This window comes from Variovorax sp. RCC_210 (genome assembly GCF_041355175.1).
Lineage (GTDB): Bacteria > Pseudomonadota > Gammaproteobacteria > Burkholderiales > Burkholderiaceae_C > Variovorax.
In genome coordinates this window covers 19,217-37,488 of sequence record NZ_JBFUPJ010000011.1, presented here as the reverse complement: position 1 = coordinate 37,488, position 18,272 = coordinate 19,217, and the positions used below count along the sequence as shown (strand labels likewise).

Annotated in this window: 16 protein-coding genes; 15 read left to right on the top strand and 1 reads right to left on the bottom strand. The window is 69.2% G+C overall.

The genetic code is table 11. The annotated features are described in order from the left end of the window. Positions 1 to 3: 3 nt before the first annotated feature. Genes AB6807_RS26365 through AB6807_RS26345 form a run of 5 tightly spaced genes read left to right on the top strand, consistent with a single transcriptional unit; the run spans position 4 to position 6,647 of the window. Positions 4 to 1,686: a hydantoinase B/oxoprolinase family protein gene (locus AB6807_RS26365; protein ID WP_371086866.1), complete on the top strand. Its 1,683-nt coding sequence runs from the start codon at positions 4 to 6 to the stop codon at positions 1,684 to 1,686. Further along, positions 1,683 to 3,755 carry a hydantoinase/oxoprolinase family protein gene (locus AB6807_RS26360; protein ID WP_371086865.1) on the top strand — a complete coding sequence of 691 codons (2,073 nt, stop codon included), beginning with the start codon at positions 1,683 to 1,685 and terminating at the stop codon, positions 3,753 to 3,755. The genes AB6807_RS26365 and AB6807_RS26360 overlap by 4 nt, the downstream gene beginning before the upstream one ends. Then, positions 3,752 to 4,366 (top strand): cysteine hydrolase family protein, encoded by a 615-nt coding sequence (locus AB6807_RS26355; RefSeq protein WP_371086864.1) that lies wholly within the window; start codon positions 3,752 to 3,754, stop codon positions 4,364 to 4,366. The genes AB6807_RS26360 and AB6807_RS26355 overlap by 4 nt, the downstream gene beginning before the upstream one ends. Then, entirely contained in the window at positions 4,363 to 5,787 is a 1,425-nt protein-coding gene (locus tag AB6807_RS26350) for an FAD-dependent oxidoreductase (protein ID WP_371086863.1), read from the top strand. The genes AB6807_RS26355 and AB6807_RS26350 overlap by 4 nt, the downstream gene beginning before the upstream one ends. Continuing rightward, positions 5,784 to 6,647: an oxaloacetate decarboxylase gene (locus AB6807_RS26345; RefSeq protein ID WP_286516934.1), complete on the top strand. Its 864-nt coding sequence runs from the start codon at positions 5,784 to 5,786 to the stop codon at positions 6,645 to 6,647. Before AB6807_RS26350 ends, AB6807_RS26345 begins: the two co-directional genes overlap by 4 nt. A 45-nt stretch (positions 6,648 to 6,692) precedes the next feature. On the opposite strand, the gene AB6807_RS26340 is transcribed toward AB6807_RS26345, so the two are convergent. Beyond that, positions 6,693 to 7,580 (bottom strand): LysR family transcriptional regulator, encoded by an 888-nt coding sequence (locus AB6807_RS26340; protein ID WP_371086862.1) that lies wholly within the window; start codon positions 7,578 to 7,580, stop codon positions 6,693 to 6,695. A 117-nt stretch (positions 7,581 to 7,697) separates the two neighbouring features. Here AB6807_RS26340 and AB6807_RS26335 point away from each other — a divergent pair, with 117 nt between their 5' ends. The 10 genes from AB6807_RS26335 (at position 7,698) to AB6807_RS26290 (ending at position 18,254) form a co-directional block, all read left to right on the top strand. Next, positions 7,698 to 8,456 carry an SDR family oxidoreductase gene (locus tag AB6807_RS26335; RefSeq protein WP_371086861.1) on the top strand — a complete coding sequence of 253 codons (759 nt, stop codon included), beginning with the start codon at positions 7,698 to 7,700 and terminating at the stop codon, positions 8,454 to 8,456. Between the two features lie 179 nt (positions 8,457 to 8,635). Next, a complete protein-coding gene (locus tag AB6807_RS26330; protein WP_371086860.1) occupies positions 8,636 to 9,331 on the top strand; it encodes a TetR/AcrR family transcriptional regulator in 696 nt (231 codons plus the stop codon). 104 nt (positions 9,332 to 9,435) lie between these two features. Then, positions 9,436 to 11,232 (top strand): acyl-CoA dehydrogenase C-terminal domain-containing protein, encoded by a 1,797-nt coding sequence (locus AB6807_RS26325; protein ID WP_116910671.1) that lies wholly within the window; start codon positions 9,436 to 9,438, stop codon positions 11,230 to 11,232. A 47-nt stretch (positions 11,233 to 11,279) separates the two neighbouring features. Beyond that, positions 11,280 to 11,732: a DUF2147 domain-containing protein gene (locus AB6807_RS26320; protein WP_116910670.1), complete on the top strand. Its 453-nt coding sequence runs from the start codon at positions 11,280 to 11,282 to the stop codon at positions 11,730 to 11,732. Between the two features lie 36 nt (positions 11,733 to 11,768). Further along, positions 11,769 to 14,213 carry a 3-hydroxyacyl-CoA dehydrogenase/enoyl-CoA hydratase family protein gene (locus AB6807_RS26315; protein ID WP_371086859.1) on the top strand — a complete coding sequence of 815 codons (2,445 nt, stop codon included), beginning with the start codon at positions 11,769 to 11,771 and terminating at the stop codon, positions 14,211 to 14,213. Positions 14,214 to 14,235: 22 nt separating this feature from the next. Further along, positions 14,236 to 14,682, top strand: a complete 447-nt coding sequence (locus AB6807_RS26310; protein ID WP_371086858.1) for an endonuclease domain-containing protein — start codon at positions 14,236 to 14,238, stop codon at positions 14,680 to 14,682. Positions 14,683 to 14,687: 5 nt separating this feature from the next. After that, positions 14,688 to 15,884 carry an acetyl-CoA C-acyltransferase gene (locus tag AB6807_RS26305; protein WP_371086857.1) on the top strand — a complete coding sequence of 399 codons (1,197 nt, stop codon included), beginning with the start codon at positions 14,688 to 14,690 and terminating at the stop codon, positions 15,882 to 15,884. A gap of 161 nt (positions 15,885 to 16,045) precedes the next feature. Further along, positions 16,046 to 16,882, top strand: a complete 837-nt coding sequence (locus tag AB6807_RS26300; RefSeq protein ID WP_371086856.1) for an acyl-CoA thioesterase — start codon at positions 16,046 to 16,048, stop codon at positions 16,880 to 16,882. A gap of 5 nt (positions 16,883 to 16,887) precedes the next feature. Next, positions 16,888 to 17,634 (top strand): SDR family oxidoreductase, encoded by a 747-nt coding sequence (locus AB6807_RS26295; protein WP_371086855.1) that lies wholly within the window; start codon positions 16,888 to 16,890, stop codon positions 17,632 to 17,634. Positions 17,635 to 17,660: 26 nt separating this feature from the next. Next, on the top strand, positions 17,661 to 18,254 hold the full coding sequence (locus tag AB6807_RS26290) for a 2-hydroxychromene-2-carboxylate isomerase (protein WP_371086854.1): 594 nt from the start codon (positions 17,661 to 17,663) through the stop codon (positions 18,252 to 18,254). Positions 18,255 to 18,272: the final 18 nt, after the last annotated feature.

Below are 18,272 nucleotides of genomic sequence, written 5' to 3'. Positions count from 1 at the left end.
AAAATGAACCCGACACTCGACCCCGTCACGCTCGCCGTGCTGCGCGGCCGCCTCGAACAGGTGGCCGACGAAATGGACGCCACGCTCTACCGCAGCGCGTTCAACCCCATCATTGCCGAGGCGCACGACGCCTGCCACGGCCTGTACGACGCCGCCACCGGCGACACGCTGGTGCAGGGCAAGTCGGGCCTGCCGGTGTTCGTGGGCGCCATGGCGTTCGCCGTGCGCGCCACCGCCAAGGCGGCCGAGCCGCGCGGCGGCATGAAGGACGGCGACATCTGGATCAGCAACGACGCGTACGACGGCGGCACGCACGCCAACGACTTCAAGCTGGTGAAGCCCTTCTTTCGCAACGGCAAGCTCTATTGCCACATGGCCTCGGCCGCGCACTGGCACGACGTGGGCGGCGCGGTGCCCGGCAACTACAACCCCGCGGCCACCGAGTGCTGGCAGGAGGCGGTGCAGATCCCGCCGGTGCGCATCGTGCGCAACGGCGTGCTCGACGCCGACGTGCTGGCCATCCTGCAGGCCAACACGCGCCTGCCCGACAGCCTGTGGGGCGACCTGAACGGCCAGCTCGCCGCGCTGGAACTGGGCGAGAAGCGGCTGAACGGCCTGCTCGACGAATACGGCGACAACCTTGTGCTCAGCGCGCTGGGCGAGCTGCGCGCCCGCGCGCTGCGCCTGATGCGCTCGCACATCGCCTCGCTGCCCGACGGCCGCTACAGCTTCGAGGACGTGCTGGACAACGACGGCATCGTGAACACGCCGCTGACCATCGCGCTGGACATGACGGTGGCCGGCGAGCGGCTCACGCTCGACTTCTCGCGCACCTCGGCGCAGTGCGCGGGGCCGGTGAACATCAGCCGCGCCACCGCGGTGGCCGCGTGCTACGTGGCGCTCAAGCACCTGTTCCCCGACGTGCCGGCCAATGCCGGCGTGCTCGACGCGGTCGATTTCGTGATTCCCGACAGGCTGGTCATCAGCTGCGAGCGTCCGCGCCCGGTGGGCGGCTACACCGAGACCATCCTGCGCATGATCGACGTGATCTTCAGCGCCGCCGCGCAGGCCGACCCCACGCGCGCCGTGGCGCAGGCCTACGGCACCATCAACGCGCTGTCGATCGCGGGCCACCGCAGCGACAAGGGCCGCGAAGGCCAGCGCTGGGTGATGTTCAGCTTCTTCGGTGGCGGCCATGGCGGCCACTCGGGCGGCGACGGGCTGTCGCACGGCAACGCCCCGATTTCGACCGCGACCATTCCCCCACTGGAAATCCTGGAGGCCGCCTACCCGGTGCGCTTCACCGAATGGTCGCTGCGCGCCGACTCGGGCGGCGACGGCCAGCACCGCGGCGGGCTGGGCGCGGTGTATGAAATCGAGCTGCTCGAGAAGGACGCCGAGGTGTTCGTCTTCGGCGAGCGCGGCACCTCGCCGCCCAAGGGCATCGCCGGCGGCGGCGAAGGCGCGGTGAACGTGTTCAGCTACGAGAACGCGGGCGAGTGGCACACGCCGCCCATGGTCTCCAAGATGCGCGGCATCGCGCTGGCGCGCGGCGAGCGCGTGCGCCTGGAAACACCCGGCGGCGGCGGCTGGGGCCATGGCGCCGAACGCAACCCCGCGCAGCGCGAGGCCGACGCGGCCATGGGCTACGTGAGCACCGACAGCAAGAAGAAAGCATCCGAATGACTTCCCCTGGTAAATCACTTGTCGTCGGCGTCGATGTCGGCGGCACCTTCACCGACCTCTTCGTGCTCGACGAGGCCAACGGCACCGCGCGCATCGTCAAGGTGCCTTCCACGCGCGGCGAAGAAGCGCGCGGCTTCATGAACGGCGTGGCGCGCGTGGCCGATTCGGCCGCGGCCATCGCCACCATCGTGCACGGCACCACCGTGGGCACCAACGCGCTGCTGGAGCGCAAGGTGGCGCGCACCGGCATCATCACCACGCGCGGCTTTCGCGACGTGCTCGAGATGCGCCGGCGCGACCGGCCCGAGACCTGGGGCCTGCGCGGCAGCTTCAAGCCCGTGGTGCCGCGCGACCTGCGCCGCGAGGTGGACGAGCGCGTGCTGGCCGACGGCACGCTGCACACCGCGGTCGACCTCGAACAGGTGCGCGCCGAAGCGCGCTCGCTGCTCGAAGCGGGCTGCGAGGCGGTGTGCGTGTTCTTCATCAACACCTACGCCAACCCCGAGAACGAACGCCTGGCCGTGGCTGCGGTGCGCGAGCTGTGGCCCAACCCGCACGTGACCTCGGCCAGCGAGGTGCTGCCCGAGATCCGCGAGTTCGAACGCTGCTCGACCGCCACGCTCAACGCCGCGCTGCAGCCGGTGGTGGGCAGCTACCTGGGCCGGCTCGAAAGCGACCTGCGCGCGCAGGGCTTCGCCGGCGAACTGCTGGTGGTGCAGAGCAATGGCGGCGTGATGTCGCGCCAGACCGCCAGCGACCTGCCGGTGCGCACCGCGCTGTCGGGCCCGGCGGCGGGCGTGATCGCCTGCGCGGCCATCGCGCGGGCGGCGGGCTTTCCGAACGCGATCACGGGCGACATGGGCGGCACGTCGTTCGACGTGTCGCTGGTGGCCAACGGCGAGGCCGCCTTGGCCGCGCAGACCGCCATCGAGTTCGGCATGGTGATCCGCTCGCCCATGATCCAGATCGAGACCATCGGCGCGGGCGGCGGCTCCATCGCGTCGGTGGACGCGAGCGGCATGTTGCAGGTGGGCCCCGAGTCGGCCGGCAGCGTGCCCGGCCCGGCCTGCTACGGGCGCGGCAACATGCGCCCGACGGTGACCGACGCCAACGTGCTGCTGGGGCGCATCGCGGCCGACCGTCCGCTGGGCGGCGGGCTGCTCGCCGCGCTGGACGCCGACAAGTCGCGCCAGGCCATCGAGGAGCACGTCGCGCGCCCGCTGGGGCTCGACGTGCACGCGGCGGCCGAGGCCATCCTCACCGTGGCGAACGCGCGCATGGCCGGCGCCATCCGCCTCGTGTCCATCGAGCGGGGACACGACCCGCGCCGCTTCGCCTACATGCCCTTCGGCGGTGGCGGCGCGCTGCATGTGTGCGCCATGATGCGCGAGGTGGGCGTGACCACCGGCATCGTGCCGCGCTACCCGGGCGTGACCTCCGCGCTGGGCTGCGTGATTGCCGACATGCGCCACGACGCGGTGCAGACCCTGAACAAGCCGCTGGCCGAGCTCGACGTGGCCGACGTGCAGCGCCGCATCGACGCGCTGGCGGCCAGTTGCCAGCAGCGGCTCGATTCCTCGGGCGTGCGCTTCGACGCGGTGAAGGAAGTGGTCGCGCTCGACATGCTCTACGCCGGCCAGACGCACACGCTGCCGGTGGTGCTGGCGAATGAGGGCCAAGCGGGCCAGGCAAGCCAGGCGCCGCTCACGGCCGCATCGATTCGCTCGGCCTTCGAGGCGGCCTACACCGCCGCCTTCGGCCGCGTGCTCGACGGCATCGCCATTCGCGTGATGAACCTGCGCTACGCGCGCATCGGCGTGCGGCCCAAGTTCGACCTGAAGGTGCTGGCGCCGGAAGGCGAGGGCAGCACCGCGCCGCTGGGCACGCAGCGCGTGTTCCACCAGGGCCGGTGGCACGACGCGGTGCGCTACGCCCGGCTCGACCTGCCGGTGGCCGCGCGCATCGACGGCCCCGCGATCCTGGAGCAGGCCGACACCACCGTGTGGCTGGAGCCCGGCTTCCATGCCGAGGTCGACGCACACGGCAACCTGCTGGTGAGGCCGTCATGAGCGAAGGCGCAAAGGTCATTGGGGCGAAGACGGCGCTGGTCGTCATCGACCTGCAGAACGATTTCCTCGACGCGAAGGGCGCCTATGCGCGAGGCGGCGACACCAACCCGCCCGCGCTGCTGCTGCCCGGGCGCGTGGCCGCCGTGGCGCGCGCGCTGAAGGCGGCGGGCGGCATGGTGGTCGCGAGCCAGTTCACGCTGTGGCCCGACGCCCGGGGCGAGCCGATGGTGTCGCCCCACCTGAAGGCGCTGCGCCCGTACCTGGCCAAGGGCGACTTCGCGCCCGGCAGCTGGGGCCAGGCGAATGTGGATGCGCTCGCGGGGCTGGTCGATGTCACGGTGAGCAAGGTCGCGTATTCGGCCTTCTTCAACACGCAGCTCGACTGGGTGCTGCGGCGCGCGGGCATCGACACCGTGGCGGTGTGCGGCATCGTCACCAACGGCGGCGTGGCCAGCACGGTGCGCGACGCGCACATGCGCGACTACCGCACGCTGGTGCTGGGCGACGGCTGCGCGGCCTTCGGCGAGGAGCGCCACAGCACCTCGCTGGCCGACATGCGCAACGTGGCGGAGGTGACGGCGTGCCAGGCCTTCATCGATTCGATCGCATGACGCAGCCTGTGCGCACCCTTCGCCGTGCCGCGTCGGTCGAGGTCAAGGCCGAGGCCGAGGTGCACGTGGCGGTGGCCATCGTCGGTGGCGGTGCCTGCGGGCTCACGGCCGCGCTGATGCTGGCCGACGCGGGCATCGACTGCGTGGTGCTGGAACGCGACGCGCTGCCCAGCGGATCGACCGCGCTCTCGTCGGGTTTCATTCCCGCGCCCGGCACGCGCACGCAGCGCGAACACGGCGTGGCCGACGACAGCGCCGCGCGCTTCGCGGCGGACATCCAGGCCAAGGCGCACGGCCGGGCTGCACCCGCGCTGGTCGATGCGTATGCGAACGCCATCGGCCCCGCGCTCGATGCGCTGCAGGAGCGCCACGGCCTGGCGTGGACGCTGCTCGACGGCTTTCTCTATCCCGGCCACAGCGTGCACCGCATGCACGCGCTGCCGCAGAAGACGGGCGCCGCGTTGATGGCGGCGCTGCAGGCGGCGGTGGAGGCCGCGGGCGTCCCGGTGCTGACGCAAGCGGTGGTCGACACGCTGGTGCTCGACGCGCAAGACCAGGTGATCGGCATCGACTACCTGCGCCCCGACGGCCGGCACGAGACGCTGGGCTGCGGCGCGCTGCTGCTGGCCTGCAACGGCTTCGGCGGCAACACGCGCATGGTGCGCACGCTGCTGCCCGAGATGGCCGAGGCCACCTTCGGCGGGCACGTGGGCAACGACGGCAGCGCCATCCTCTGGGGCGAGGCGCTGGGCGCGCGGCTGCGCGACCTGGGCGGCTACCAGGGCCACGGCTCGTGGGTGACGCCGCAGGGCGCGCTGATGTCGTGGGCCGTGATGATGGAAGGCGGCGTGCAGCTCAACTGCGAAGGCCGTCGCTTCCACGACGAGACGCAGGGCTACTCGGAGGCCGCGGTGCATGTGCTCGCGCAGCCGGGCGGCATCGCGTGGAACGTGTTCGACACGCCGCTGCTGGCCCTGGCGCGCGGCTTTCCCGATTTCTGCGACGCGGAGGCGGCGGGCGCGCTGCGCCGCTGCGACTCGGTGGCGGCGCTGGCCGACTGCATCGGCTGCGAGGCGGCTGCATTGCAGGCCACGCTCGACGCGATGCGCGCCGCCACGCCCGCACCCGACGGCCGCGTGTTCGCGCGCGGGCTCGATGCGCCGTACTTCGCCGTCAAGGTGACCGGCGCGCTCTTCCACACCCAGGGCGGGCTCGACACCGCGCCCGACATGCGCGTGCTGCGGCAAGACGGCACGCCGCTGCCCAACCTGCTCGCAGCGGGCGGCGCGGCGGGCGGCGTCTCGGGCGACGCGGTGTGGGGTTACCTCTCCGGCAACGGGCTGCTGAGCGCCGTGGCCGGGGGCTACATCGCGGCGCACACGGCGGCCGCGCTCATTCGATCCAAGGAGGCGTCCGCATGACGACCGAGAACTTCAAGACCCGGCTGGCGCGCAACGACATCGTGCTGGCCCCTGGGGTGTACGACGCGCTGAGCGCACTGGTGGCCGAGCAGGCCGGCTTCGAGGCGCTGTACCTGTCGGGCGCGTCCATCGCCTACACGCGGCTGGGCCGCTCCGACGTGGGCCTGACCACCTTCACCGAGGTGGCCGACACGCTGGCGCGCATCACCGAGCGCGTGAGCCTGCCGGTGATCGTCGATGCCGACACCGGCTTCGGCAACGCGCTGAACACGCAGCGCACGGTGCGCGGCTTCGAGCGCGCGGGCGCGGCCATGGTGCAGATCGAGGACCAGACCTTTCCCAAGCGCTGCGGCCACCTCGACGGCAAGGCGGTGGTGCCGCAGCGCGAGATGGTCGGCAAGCTGAAGGCCGCGCTGGACGCGCGCGCCTCGGCCGACACGCTCATCCTCGCGCGCACCGACGCCGTGGCCGTCGAAGGGCTCGACGCCGCGCTGGACCGCGCCGAGGCCTACCTCGAGTGCGGGGTGGACGCGCTCTTCATCGAGGCACTGCGCTCGCCCGAGCAGATGGACGCGGCCTGCAGCCGCTTCGCGCACCGCGTGCCGCTGCTGGCCAACATGGTCGAAGGCGGCAAGACGCCGATCCAGGACGCGGACGCGCTGCAGAAGCACGGCTTTCGCATCGCCATCTTCCCGGGCGGCACGGCGCGCGCGGTGGTGCACACGCTGCGCGGCTACTACGCCAGCCTGCACCAGCACCGCACCACGCAGCCGTGGCGCGCGCAGATGCTGGACTTCGACGCGCTCAACGAGGTGATCGGCACGCCGGAGCTGATGCGCACGGGCCAAAAGTACGACTGAAATTACGACTGAAACTGCGACTGAAGCTGCGGCTGGGCCGGCACTTCAGCGCAGCGCCCGCACCAGCTCGTCGTACACCAGCCGCACGCGCGCCGGCACCGGCGCGCGCTGCGAGCGGTAGACATGAATGGGCCAGGGCTCGGGCGCCTCGGCCTCCAGCACCGGCACCAGCGCGCCCGATTGCAGCAGCGGCTCCGCCAGCGGCCCCACGAGCTGGCCGAAGCCGATGCCCGCCAGCACCGCCGCGCATTCCGCATCGACGTCGTTGGTCACGAAGGCCGGCGACACCACCGGCATCTGCCGCCCCTTGCTGAAGAACCACGACCACGGTCGGCCCGAGCTCTGGTCGATGAGCGCCGTCAGCGGCAGCGATGCGAGCGCGTCGAGGGTTTTCGGCATGCCGGTGCGCGCGACGAGCGACGGCGCGGCCACCACGTACAGCCGCATCTTCGCGACCGTGCGCGCCACGAAGCGCGCGTCGCGGATCGGCCCGGCGCGCACGCCGATGTCGATCTGCTGGTCGACCACGTCGGCATGCTGCTCCGACAGGCGCAGGTCGAGCACCAGGCCCGGGTGCGCGGCCAGCACGGGCGCCAGCGCCTGCGGAATCAGCCGACGCCCGAACACGTTGGGCGCCGTGACCCGCACCGTGCCCGCGTGCTGCGAGAGCGCGCGCCGGTCGGTGCGGTGAAAGAGCGCATCGACCCCGACCACCGCCGTGCGCGCGCGCTCGGCCAGCTGCCTGCCGAAGTCGGTGAGCTGCACGCCGCGCGTGCTGCGGTGGAACAGCGGCTCGCCCAGTTCTTCTTCGAGCTCGCGCACGGCGCGCGTCACCACCTGCGGTGACACCGACAGGCGCACGGCCGCCTCGCGGAAGTTGGCGGCATCGGCGGCGGTGCAGAACACGCGCAGGGCTTCGAGGCGGTTGGACATGGAGTGTTCCTTTCAAAGGAATTCTGAAGTCGCCAGAGTTTCATTTACTGGAACGGCTGGATTTTCCACACTGCATGCACTTCTTCAAACCTTTTCAACCCCCGAAAGGAATTTCCCATGACATCCGTTCAAGACAACATCAAGGGCAAGGTCGCCATCGTCACCGGCGCGAGCAGCGGCATCGGCGAATCGATGGCGCGCCACCTGGCCGCCCGCGGCGCCAAGGTGGTGCTGGCCGCGCGCCGCACCGAGCGCCTCGACAAGGTGGTCGCCGAGATCCGCGAGGCCGGCGGCGAAGCCATCGCCGTGGCCACCGACGTGGCGAAGCGCGCCGACCTCGACGCGCTGGCCGCGGCCACCGTGGAGGCTTTCGGCCGCATCGACGTGCTGGTCAACAACGCGGGCGTGATGCCGCTGTCGCCCATCGAGAAGCTGAAGGTCGACGAGTGGGACCGCACCATCGACGTGAACATCAAGGGCGTGCTGTACGGCATTGCCGCCGTGCTGCCGCGCATGCAGGCGCAGGGCAGCGGCCACATCCTGAACGTGGCGTCCATTGCCGGGTTCAAGGTGTTCACGCCCGTCGGTACCGTGTACAGCGCCACCAAGTTCGCGGTGCGCGCCATTTCCGAAGGGCTGCGCGTGGAAATGGGCAACAGCGGCGTGCGCGTGACCATCGTGTCGCCGGGCGCGGTGGAGTCGGAGCTGAAGTTCGGCACCACCGACGCCGATGCCGCCGCCGGGGTGAAGGCGTTCTACGAGGCCAACCAGATCCCGGCCGACGCGGTGGCGCGTGCCGTGGTCTACGCGGTGGAACAGCCGGCCGACGTGGACATCAACGAAGTGGTGGTGCGGCCGGTGTCGCAGGACTTCTGATCCCAGGCTTTTCAGCCTGATCGACGACAGGAAGGGAAGGGGCCGATTGCGGCCCCTTCCCATCTCTTCCCATCCCTTCCCATTTCAATTAACCTTTGATAACAGAAGGTTTTTGAAAGCCGAAAGTTCGAAGTCCCTGCAAAATAGAACGACCGTTCGTTTTATTTGGGATTTCCACGATGACCGCCACCGCCGTTCCCGCCAAGCCCGCACGGGCTGCCCAGAAGGGCCAGCAGACCAAGGCCGTGATCGTCGACGCCGCGCTGGCGTTGGCCGCCCAGATCGGGCTCGAAGGCCTGTCGATCGGCGCCGTGGCCGAGATCACCAAGATGAGCAAGTCGGGCGTGTTCGCCCACTTCGGCTCGCGTGAAGAACTGCAGATCTCGGTGGTGCGCGAGTATCACTCGCGCTTCGAGCAGGAAGTGTTCTTCCCCGCGCTGAAGGCCCCGCGCGGCCTGCCCCGGTTGCGCGCCATGTTCGCCAACTGGATGAAGCGCACCTCCACCGAAATCGACTCGGGCTGCATCTACATCAGCGGCGCCTCCGAATTCGACGACCGTCCGGGCCCGGTGCGCGATGCGCTGGTCGAGTCGGTCAGCATCTGGCAGGCCGCCGTGCTGCGCGCCATCGTGCAGTCGCAAAGCGAAGGCCATTTGCGCGCCGACGCCGACGAGCGCCAGGTGGCGTTCGAGATCCACGGGCTGATCCTCGCGCTGCACTACGAGGCGCGCTTTCTGCAGGTGCCCGGCTCCATCGGCCGCGCCAACGTCGGTTTCGACAACATCCTCGCGCGCAGCGCCACGCCCGACGCACCGAAGCCCGAGGGCGCGCCCGCGGCCGCACCGGCCGGGCGCCGCCTGAAGACCGTGCGCTGACGCGCGCGCGGCCCGACCCCGCTTTCCCTGCTTTCCCCGCTTTTTCGCTTTCTCGTTTTTTCCCCTTTTCTTTTTCTATCTAGCTTCGACCAGGAGAGTTCCGGATGCCTACCTACAACCCCCCCGTGCGCGACATGCAATTCGTGCTGCACGAAGTGCTCAACGTCGCCGAGGAACTCAAGGCGCTGCCGGCCCATGCCGAGACCGATGCCGACACCATCAACGCGGTGATCGAAGAGGCCGGCAAGTTCGCCGCCGAGGTGACCTTTCCGCTGAACATCAGTGGCGACGAAGAAGGCTGCACGCTCGACAAGGCCACGCATGAAGTGACCACGCCCAAGGGCTTCAAGGAGGCCTACGGCAAGTACGTGGAGGGTGGCTGGCCCGCGCTGTCGTGCGACCCGGCCTTCGGCGGCCAGGGCCTGCCCTTCGTGGTGAACCAGTGCCTGTTCGAGATGCTCAACAGCGCCAACCAGGCCTGGACCATGTACCCCGGCCTGTCGCACGGCGCGTACGAGGCGCTGGTGGCCCACGGCACCGAAGCGCAGAAGAAGACCTACCTGCCCAAGCTCACCAGCGGCGAATGGACCGGCACCATGTGCCTGACCGAACCCCACTGCGGCACCGACCTCGGCCTGCTGCGCACCAAGGCCGAGCCGCAGGCCGACGGCACCTACCGCATCACCGGCAGCAAGATCTTCATCTCGGCCGGCGAGCACGACATGACGGACAACATCATTCACCTGGTGCTGGCCCGCCTGCCGGACGCGCCCAAGGGCAGCAAGGGCATCAGCCTGTTCGTGGTGCCCAAGTTCCATGTGAAGGCCGACGGCTCGCTGGGCGGACGCAACCCGATCTTCTGCGCCGGCCTGGAGCACAAGATGGGCATCCACGGCAACGCCACCGCGCAGATCGTGATCGAAGGCGCCACCGGCACGCTGGTGGGCGAGCCCAACAAGGGCCTGGCCGCGATGTTCGTCATGATGAACGCCGCGCGCCTGGGCGTGGGCAACCAGTCGCTGGGCCTGACCGAAGTGGCTTACCAGAATGCACTGGCCTACGCCAAGGACCGCATCCAGATGCGTTCGCTCTCGGGCGTGAAGGCCAAGGACAAGGAAGCCGACCCCATCATCGTGCACCCCGACGTGCGCAAGATGCTGCTCACGGCCAAGGCCTACGCCGAAGGCGGCCGCGCGCTGCAGATCTTCTGCACGCTGCTGCTCGACAAGGAGCACAACCACCCCGACGAGAAGGTGCGCAAGGACTCGGGCGAACTGGTGGCGCTGCTCACGCCCATCGTGAAGGCCTTCATTACCGACAACGGCCACATTGCCACCAACGCCTGCATGCAGGTGTTCGGCGGCCACGGCTTCATCAAGGAATGGGGCATGGAGCAGTTCGTGCGGGACAACCGCATCAACATGATCTACGAAGGCACCAACACCATCCAGTCGCTGGACCTGCTGGGCCGCAAGGTGCTGGGCAACAACGGCGCGTCGCTGAAGAAGTTCGGCAAGCTGGTGGCCAAGCTCGTGGAAGAAGAGGGCGTGAACGAGAAGATGGCCGAGTTCATCAACCCGATCGCCGTGCTGGGCGACCAGCTCACCAAGTTCACCACCGAGATCGGTTTCAAGGGCTTCCAGAACCCCGACGAAGTGGGCGCCGCCGCGGTGGACTACCTGCGCGTGGCCGGCCATTTCGTGTTCGGCTACCTGTTCGCACGCATGGCGCAGGTGGCGCTGCGCGAGATCGCCGCGGGCAACACAGACCCGTTCTACGTGGCCAAGCTGCAGACCGCGCGCTTCTACTTCGCCAAGCTGTACCCCGAGACCGCGACGCTGATGCGCACCGCGCGCGCCGGCAGCAAGGTGCTGATGGACACCGACGCGGCGCTGGCCTGACACGCGGGCGCCTTGCCCTTTCTTCTTTACCTTCCCGGGAGACACGCATGAGAAAAACATTCGCAGCCGTTCTGTTCGCCGTTGCCGCGGTCGGTGCCATCGGTGCCACCTCGGCCGTGGCCCAGGTCACGCCGGTGGGCGTGTGGCGCAACGTGGACGACAAGACCGGCGAGGTCAAGGCCGAGATCAGCATCGCCGAGAACAACGGCGCGCTGATCGGGCGCATCGAGAAGGCGCTGGGCAAGGACGCCAAGCCCGGCGCCACCTGCGACGAATGCAGCGACGACCGCAAGGGCAAGCCCATGGTCGGGCTGGACATCATCCGCGGCGGCAAGAAGGCCGAGAGCAAGGACGTCTGGGAGGGCGGCAAGATCCTCGACCCCGAGAACGGCAAGGAATACCGCGCGAGCTTTACGCCCATCGACGGTGGCAAGAAGCTCGAAGTGCGCGGCTACCTGGGCCCCTTCTGGCGCACCCAAACCTGGAACCGCGTGCAGTAAGCGGCGCACGGTTTCTCACAACACATACCAATCAACATGTCCCGATTTCAAGTGAAGAAGGTCGCCGTGCTCGGCGCCGGCGTGATGGGCGCGCAGATTGCGGCCCACCTCGTCAACGTGCGCGTGCCTGTGGTGCTGTTCGACCTGGCCGCGAAGGACGCGACCGGCGCCGTTGCTCAAGGCGCAGCGAAGAACGGCATCGTCACGCGCGCCATCGACAACCTCAAGAAGCTCAAGCCCGCGCCGCTCGGCGACGTGGCCGACGCGGTGCTGATCGAGCAGGCCAACTACGAAGACGACCTGGCCAAACTCGGCGAGTGCGACCTCATCATCGAGGCCATTGCCGAGCGCATGGACTGGAAGCTCGATCTGTACAAGAAGATCGCGCCGCACGTGGCCAAGCATTCGATCCTGGCCTCGAACACCTCGGGCCTGTCGATCACCAAGCTGAGCGAGGCGTTGCCCGAGGCGCTGAAGCCGCGCTTCTGCGGCATTCACTTCTTCAACCCGCCGCGCTACATGTTCCTGGTGGAGCTGATCAACACGCCCACCACGCAGCCGCAGGTGCTCGACGACCTCGAGACCTTCGTGACCAGCACGCTCGGCAAGGGCGTGGTGCGCGCGCACGACACGCCCAACTTCATCGCCAACCGCGTCGGCATCGCCGGCATGCTGGCCACGCTGAAGGAAGTCGAGAAGTTCGGCCTCACGCCCGACGTGGTGGACGACCTCACGGGCAAGAAGCTGGGCCGTGCGAGCTCGGGCACCTTCCGCACCGCCGACGTGGTGGGCCTGGACACCATGGCCCACGTCGTGAAGACGCTGCAGGACAACCTGAGCGCCGATGCCAGCGAAGGGGCTCCCAAGTTCGATCCGTTCTACGCCAACTTCGCGACGCCGCCGGTGCTTGCCAAGCTGCTGGAGCTGGGCAACCTGGGTCAGAAGGCCAAGGCCGGCTTCTTCAAGAAGGTGGGCCGCGACATCCTCCGCTTCGACCTGAAGAGCGGCGAGTACGTGCCCGCCGGCGCGAAGGCCGACGAGGTGTACGGCCGCATGCTGAAGAAGCCCGCCGGCGAGCGCCTGAAGCTGCTGCGCGAGAGCGAAGGGCCGCAGGGGCAATTCCTGTGGGCGATCCTGCGCGACGGTTTCCACTACGCCGCGGTGCACCTTGCCGACATTGCCGAGAGCGCGCGCGACATCGACTTCGCGATGCGCTGGGGCTTCGGCATGAAGCAGGGCCCGTTCGAGCTGTGGCAGGAAGCCGGCTGGGCGCAGGTCGCCAAGTGGGTGCAGGAAGACATCGACGCGGGCAAGGCGCTGAGCACGGCGCCGCTGCCCAGGTGGGTGTTCGAAGGCCCGGTGGCCGAGGCCGGCGGCGTGCACACGCCCGAAGGCTCGTGGAGCGCATCGCAGAACAAGTTCGTGCCGCAGCGCAAGCTGCCGGTGCACGACCGCCAGCTGTTCCCCGAGAGCGTGCTGGGCGCGAACGCGGCCGACGCCAACAAGGCCGGCACGACGATCAGCGACGAAGGCGACGTGCGCGTGTGGACGCTGGACGGTGAAGTGCTCATTGCCAGCATCCATTCGAAGATGCACGCCATCAGCCCCGACGTGGCCGAGGCGCTGGGCGCCGCGGTCGAGCTGGCCGAGGCCGAGTACAAGGGCCTGGTGATCTGGTCGCCCGACGAGATGTTCTCGGTGGGCGCCGACCTGCAGGCGATGCTGCCGGCCTTCGTGGTCGCGGGCATCGGCGCGGTCGAAGGCGCGGAAGAAGAGCTGCAGAACGTGATGCTCAAGATCCGCTATGCCAACGTGCCCGTGGTGTCGGCCGTGCGCGGCCTGGCGCTGGGCGGTGGTTGCGAGCTGGCCGTGTATTCGTCGAAGCGCGTGGCGGCGATGGAAAGCTACATCGGCCTGGTCGAAGTGGGCGTGGGCCTGATTCCCGGCGCGGGCGGCCTGACCTACATCGCACGCCGCGCGGCCGAGAACGCCGCGGCCTCGACGGGCACCGACCTGCTGCCGTTCCTGACCGAAGGCTTCACCGCCGCCGCGATGGCGAAGGTGGGCACGGGCGCGCTCGACTCGAAGAAGCTGGGCTACCTGCTCGACAGCGACGTGATCGTGGCGAACAAGGACGAGCTGCTGTACGTGGCGCTGCAGCAGGCCAAGGCGATGGCCGACGCCGGCTACCGCCCGCCGCTGCGCCGCACCTTCCGCGTGGCGGGCCGCAGCGGCGCCGCGACCATCAAGGGGCAGCTGGTGAACATGCGCGACGGCGGCTTCATCAGCGCACACGACTTCCACATTGCGAGCCTGATCGCGAACGTGGTCACCGGCGGTGACGTGGACGCGGGTTCGCTCGTGAACGAGGAGTACCTGATGGCGCTGGAGCGCAAGGCGTTCTGCTCGCTGATCGTGCATCCGAAGACGCAGGAGCGGATCATGGGGATGTTGAGCACGGGTAAGCCGGTGCGGAACTGACGCAGGCATTCACGCAAGGACCATGAGCGACAACCTCGACACGTCCGGTCCCCTCTCCCGCATGCGGGAGAGGGCTAGGGTGAGGGCTCGCAGCCTTCGAGAAACCCCGACGGACGCCGAAGCCCTGCTCTGGTTCCATCTGCGCGATCGCCGCATGGCCGACTTCAAGTTTCGCCGCCAACGTGCGATCGGCCCGTACTTCGCTGATTTCGCGTGCCTCGAGGCGAAGCTGATCGTGGAGCTCGATGGCGGGCAACACGCGGAAGCTGTCGCCTACGACGAGAGCCGCACGCGTTTCATGCAGGCCGAGGGCTATCGCGTGCTGCGGTTCTGGAACAACGAAGTGCTGACGCAGACCGGCGCGGTGCGCGAGCGAATCCTGCAGGCGCTGCACGAAGGCAGCCCTCACCCCAGCCCTCTCCCGCAAGCGGGAGAGGGAGCAAGACAAAGACAAGACACCAGGAATTGAAAGCCATGAAACAAGTCCAAGACGCCTACATCGTCTCCGCCACCCGCACCCCCATCGGCAAGTCCCACCGCGGCTACTTCCGCAACTACCGCCCCGACGACCTGCTGGCCACGACCTTGCGCGCCGCGCTCGCCGCCGTGCCCAGCCTCGACCCCAAGGCCATCGAGGACATCATCTGCGGCTGCGCCATTCCGGAGTCGCAACAGGGCCTGAACGTCGCGCGCATCGGCGCGGTGCTGGCCGGCCTGCCGACCAGCGTGGGCGGCATCACCGTCAACCGCTTCTGCGCCTCGGGCCTCTCGGCCGTGCAGATGGCCGCCGACCGCATCCGCGTGGGCGAGGCCGACGTGATGATCGCGGCCGGTGTCGAGAGCATGAGCATGGTGCCCATGATGGGCAACTCGCCCTCGCTGTCGCCCTCCATCTTCGAGCGCGAAGGCGACGTGGGCATCGCCTACGGCATGGGCCTCACGGCCGAGAAGGTCGCGCAGCAGTGGAGGGTGAGCCGCGAGGCGCAGGACGCATTCGCGCTCGCTTCGCACCAGAAGGCGCTGGCCGCGCAGAAGGCCGGCAAGTTCGCCGACGAGATCACGCCCATCGAGGTGACCGACCGCGTGCCCGACCTGGAAACCGGCGAGACGATTGCAAAGACCCGCACCGTGAGCCTGGACGAAGGCGCGCGCCCCGACACCAGCATCGAAGGCCTCGCCAAGCTGCGCACCGTGTTCGCTGCGCGCGGCACCGTCACGGCCGGCAACAGCTCGCAGACCTCCGACGGCGCGGGCGCGCTCATCCTGGCGAGCGAGAAGGCGGTAAAGCAGTACGGCCTCACGCCGCTCGCGCGCTTCGTGAGCTTCGCCAGCAAGGGCGTGCCGCCGCACATCATGGGCATCGGGCCCATCGAGGCCATTCCGGCCGCGCTGCGCTACGCCGGGCTGAAGCACGAGGACATCGACTGGTTCGAGCTCAACGAGGCCTTCGCCGCGCAATCGCTGGCCGTCATCAACACGCTGGGGCTCGACCCGTCGAAGGTCAACCCGATGGGCGGCGCCATTGCGCTGGGCCACCCGCTGGGTGCCACCGGCGCCATCCGCTCGGCGACCGTGGTGCACGCGCTGCGCCGCGAGAACCTGAAGTACGGCATGGTCACGATGTGCGTGGGCATGGGGCAGGGCGCGGCGGGCATCTTCGAAAGGGTCTGACCCACCCTCCGCGCGAGGGGACGCACCGGCGGCGGTGCGCCCCCTCGATGCCTGCCGGGAGTGCTGTGCCCCGGCGGGGCCACGCGTTCCGCAGTGCAGCAAGCCAACGTCCCGCACACGACTGCGTGGCGACATCCACCGAGGGCACACTGCCGATCACCATGAGCACGCAACACCATCCCTTCGACAAGGCCCTGGACATCCACCACAGCGACATCCGCGTGGGGCACTTCACGGGCATGACCAGCCCCGACTACTGGAACATGGTCGGGCCCTTCGGCGGCACCACGGCGGCGCTGGCGCTGCAGGCGGTGCTGAAGCACCCGGACCTGCTGGGCGCGCCCATCGCGCTCACGGTGAACTACGCCGCGGCGCTGGAGGCCGGCGCCTTCGACATCCAGGCCACGGCAGTGCGCACCAACCGCTCGACGCAGCACTGGACGGTGCAGATCACGCAGGCCGGCGCCAGCGGCGCGCCGAACATGACCACCACCGCCACCGTGGTGACGGCGGTGCGCCGCGAGACCTGGGGCGAGAACGACCTGCCCATGCCCGAGGTGCCCCGGCCCGAGGCGGTCGAGCGCATCAGCATCGGGCCGTCGGGCGTGGCGTGGATCGGCCAGTACGACATGCGCCCCGTCAGCGGCGGCATCCCCGCAAAGTGGGACGGCAGCGGCCACCACAGCGAAACCCGCATCTGGGTGCGCGACGCGCAATCGCGCGCGCTCGACTTTCCCTCGCTCGCGGCCATGAGCGACGTGTTCTTCCCGCGCGTGTGGCTGCGCCGCGCCAAGCCGGTGCCGGCGGGCACGGTGTCGATCACCACCTACTTCCACGCCACCGCGGCGCAACTGGCCGAGGTGGGCACGGGCTACCTTTTGGGCAGCGCGACCGGGCAGCAGTTCAGCAACGGCTTCTTCGACCAGGCGGCGCAGCTGTGGAGCGAGAGCGGCGTGCTGCTGGCCACGTCGAACCAGATCGTGTACTACAAGGAATGAACGCCATGGCACTCACCAAGACCGCGCTCATCGTCGGCGCCGGCGACGCCACCGGCGGCGCCATTGCCCGGCGCTTCGCCCGCGAGGGCTATGCCACCTGCGTCACGCGCCGCAGCCTCGACAAGCTGCAACCGCTGGTGGCGCAGATCGAGGCCGACGGCGGCCAGGCGCACGCCTTTGCCTGCGACGCCCGCAAGGAAGAGGAGGTGGTCGCGCTCGTCGAGCAGATCGAGTCGACCATCGGGCCCATCGAGGTGCTGGTGTTCAACATCGGCGCGAACGTGCCCGAGAGCATCCTCACGGAAACGGCGCGCAAGTACTTCAAGGTGTGGGAAATGGCCTGCTTCTCGGGCTTTCTCAACGGGCGAGAGGTGGCCAGGCGCATGGTGGCGCGCGCGCTGCCGCAGGGCGCGCACCGCGGCACCATCATCTTCACTGGCGCCACCGCCTCGCTGCGCGGCGCGGCGAACTTCGGCGCCTTCTCGGGCGCCAAGATGGCCCTGCGCGCGCTGGCGCAGTCGATGGCGCGAGAGCTGGGGTCGCAAGGCATCCACGTGGCGCACGTGGTGGTCGACGGCGCCATCGACACCGAGTTCATCCGCAGCAACTTCCCCGAGCGCTACGCGCTGAAGGAGAGCGACGGCATCCTCAACCCCGAGCACATCGCCGACACCTACTGGATGCTGCACTCGCAACCGCGCGATGCGTGGACGCACGAGATCGACGTGCGCCCCTGGTCCGAGAAGTTCTGACAAGAATCCAGCGAAGGAGACACCCCATGACGAAATCCGTCGACTTCTATTTCGACTTCGGCAGCCCCGCCGCCTACCTGGCCGCCACGCAGCTACCGCACGTGTGCGCGGACACCGGCGCCGAGCTGGTGTGGAAGCCCATTCTGCTGGGCGGCGTGTTCCAGGCCACGGGCAACCATTCGCCCGCCGAGATCAAGCCCAAGGGCCCGTACATGACCGCCGACCTGCAGCGCTTCGCCAGGCGCTACGGGGTGCCGTTCGAGCACAACCCGCATTTCCCGATCAACACGCTGCTGCTCATGCGCGGCGCCACCGGCATCCAGATGAAGGAGCCGGCGCGCTTCGGCGCCTACGTCGACGCGGTCTACCACGCGATGTGGGTCGAGCCCAAGAACCTCAACGACCCGGCCACGGTGGGCGCCGTCTTGCAGAATGCGGGCTTCGACGCCCAGGGCCTGCTCGCGCTGGCCGGGGCGCAGGAAACCAAGGACCGGCTGAAGGCCGTGACCCAGGAAGCGGTGGAGCGCGGCGTGTTCGGCGCGCCCACCATGTTCGTCGGCGCCCAGATGTTCTGGGGCCAGGACCGACTCGATTTCGTGCGCGAAGCACTGGCGGCCTGAGCGCGCCGCCCTCACGTT

Excerpts from the sequence above, each read along its gene's own strand:
- AB6807_RS26365 (WP_371086866.1), top strand. The coding sequence starts at position 4 with ATGAACCCGACACTCGACCCCGTCACGCTCGCCGTGCTGCGCGGCCGC.
- AB6807_RS26360 (WP_371086865.1), top strand. The coding sequence starts at position 1,683 with ATGACTTCCCCTGGTAAATCACTTGTCGTCGGCGTCGATGTCGGCGGC.
- AB6807_RS26355 (WP_371086864.1), top strand. The coding sequence starts at position 3,752 with ATGAGCGAAGGCGCAAAGGTCATTGGGGCGAAGACGGCGCTGGTCGTC.
- AB6807_RS26350 (WP_371086863.1), top strand. The coding sequence starts at position 4,363 with ATGACGCAGCCTGTGCGCACCCTTCGCCGTGCCGCGTCGGTCGAGGTC.
- AB6807_RS26345 (WP_286516934.1), top strand. The coding sequence starts at position 5,784 with ATGACGACCGAGAACTTCAAGACCCGGCTGGCGCGCAACGACATCGTG.
- AB6807_RS26340 (WP_371086862.1), bottom strand. The coding sequence starts at position 7,580 with ATGTCCAACCGCCTCGAAGCCCTGCGCGTGTTCTGCACCGCCGCCGAT.
- AB6807_RS26335 (WP_371086861.1), top strand. The coding sequence starts at position 7,698 with ATGACATCCGTTCAAGACAACATCAAGGGCAAGGTCGCCATCGTCACC.
- AB6807_RS26330 (WP_371086860.1), top strand. The coding sequence starts at position 8,636 with ATGACCGCCACCGCCGTTCCCGCCAAGCCCGCACGGGCTGCCCAGAAG.
- AB6807_RS26325 (WP_116910671.1), top strand. The coding sequence starts at position 9,436 with ATGCCTACCTACAACCCCCCCGTGCGCGACATGCAATTCGTGCTGCAC.
- AB6807_RS26320 (WP_116910670.1), top strand. The coding sequence starts at position 11,280 with ATGAGAAAAACATTCGCAGCCGTTCTGTTCGCCGTTGCCGCGGTCGGT.
- AB6807_RS26315 (WP_371086859.1), top strand. The coding sequence starts at position 11,769 with ATGTCCCGATTTCAAGTGAAGAAGGTCGCCGTGCTCGGCGCCGGCGTG.
- AB6807_RS26310 (WP_371086858.1), top strand. The coding sequence starts at position 14,236 with ATGAGCGACAACCTCGACACGTCCGGTCCCCTCTCCCGCATGCGGGAG.
- AB6807_RS26305 (WP_371086857.1), top strand. The coding sequence starts at position 14,688 with ATGAAACAAGTCCAAGACGCCTACATCGTCTCCGCCACCCGCACCCCC.
- AB6807_RS26300 (WP_371086856.1), top strand. The coding sequence starts at position 16,046 with ATGAGCACGCAACACCATCCCTTCGACAAGGCCCTGGACATCCACCAC.
- AB6807_RS26295 (WP_371086855.1), top strand. The coding sequence starts at position 16,888 with ATGGCACTCACCAAGACCGCGCTCATCGTCGGCGCCGGCGACGCCACC.
- AB6807_RS26290 (WP_371086854.1), top strand. The coding sequence starts at position 17,661 with ATGACGAAATCCGTCGACTTCTATTTCGACTTCGGCAGCCCCGCCGCC.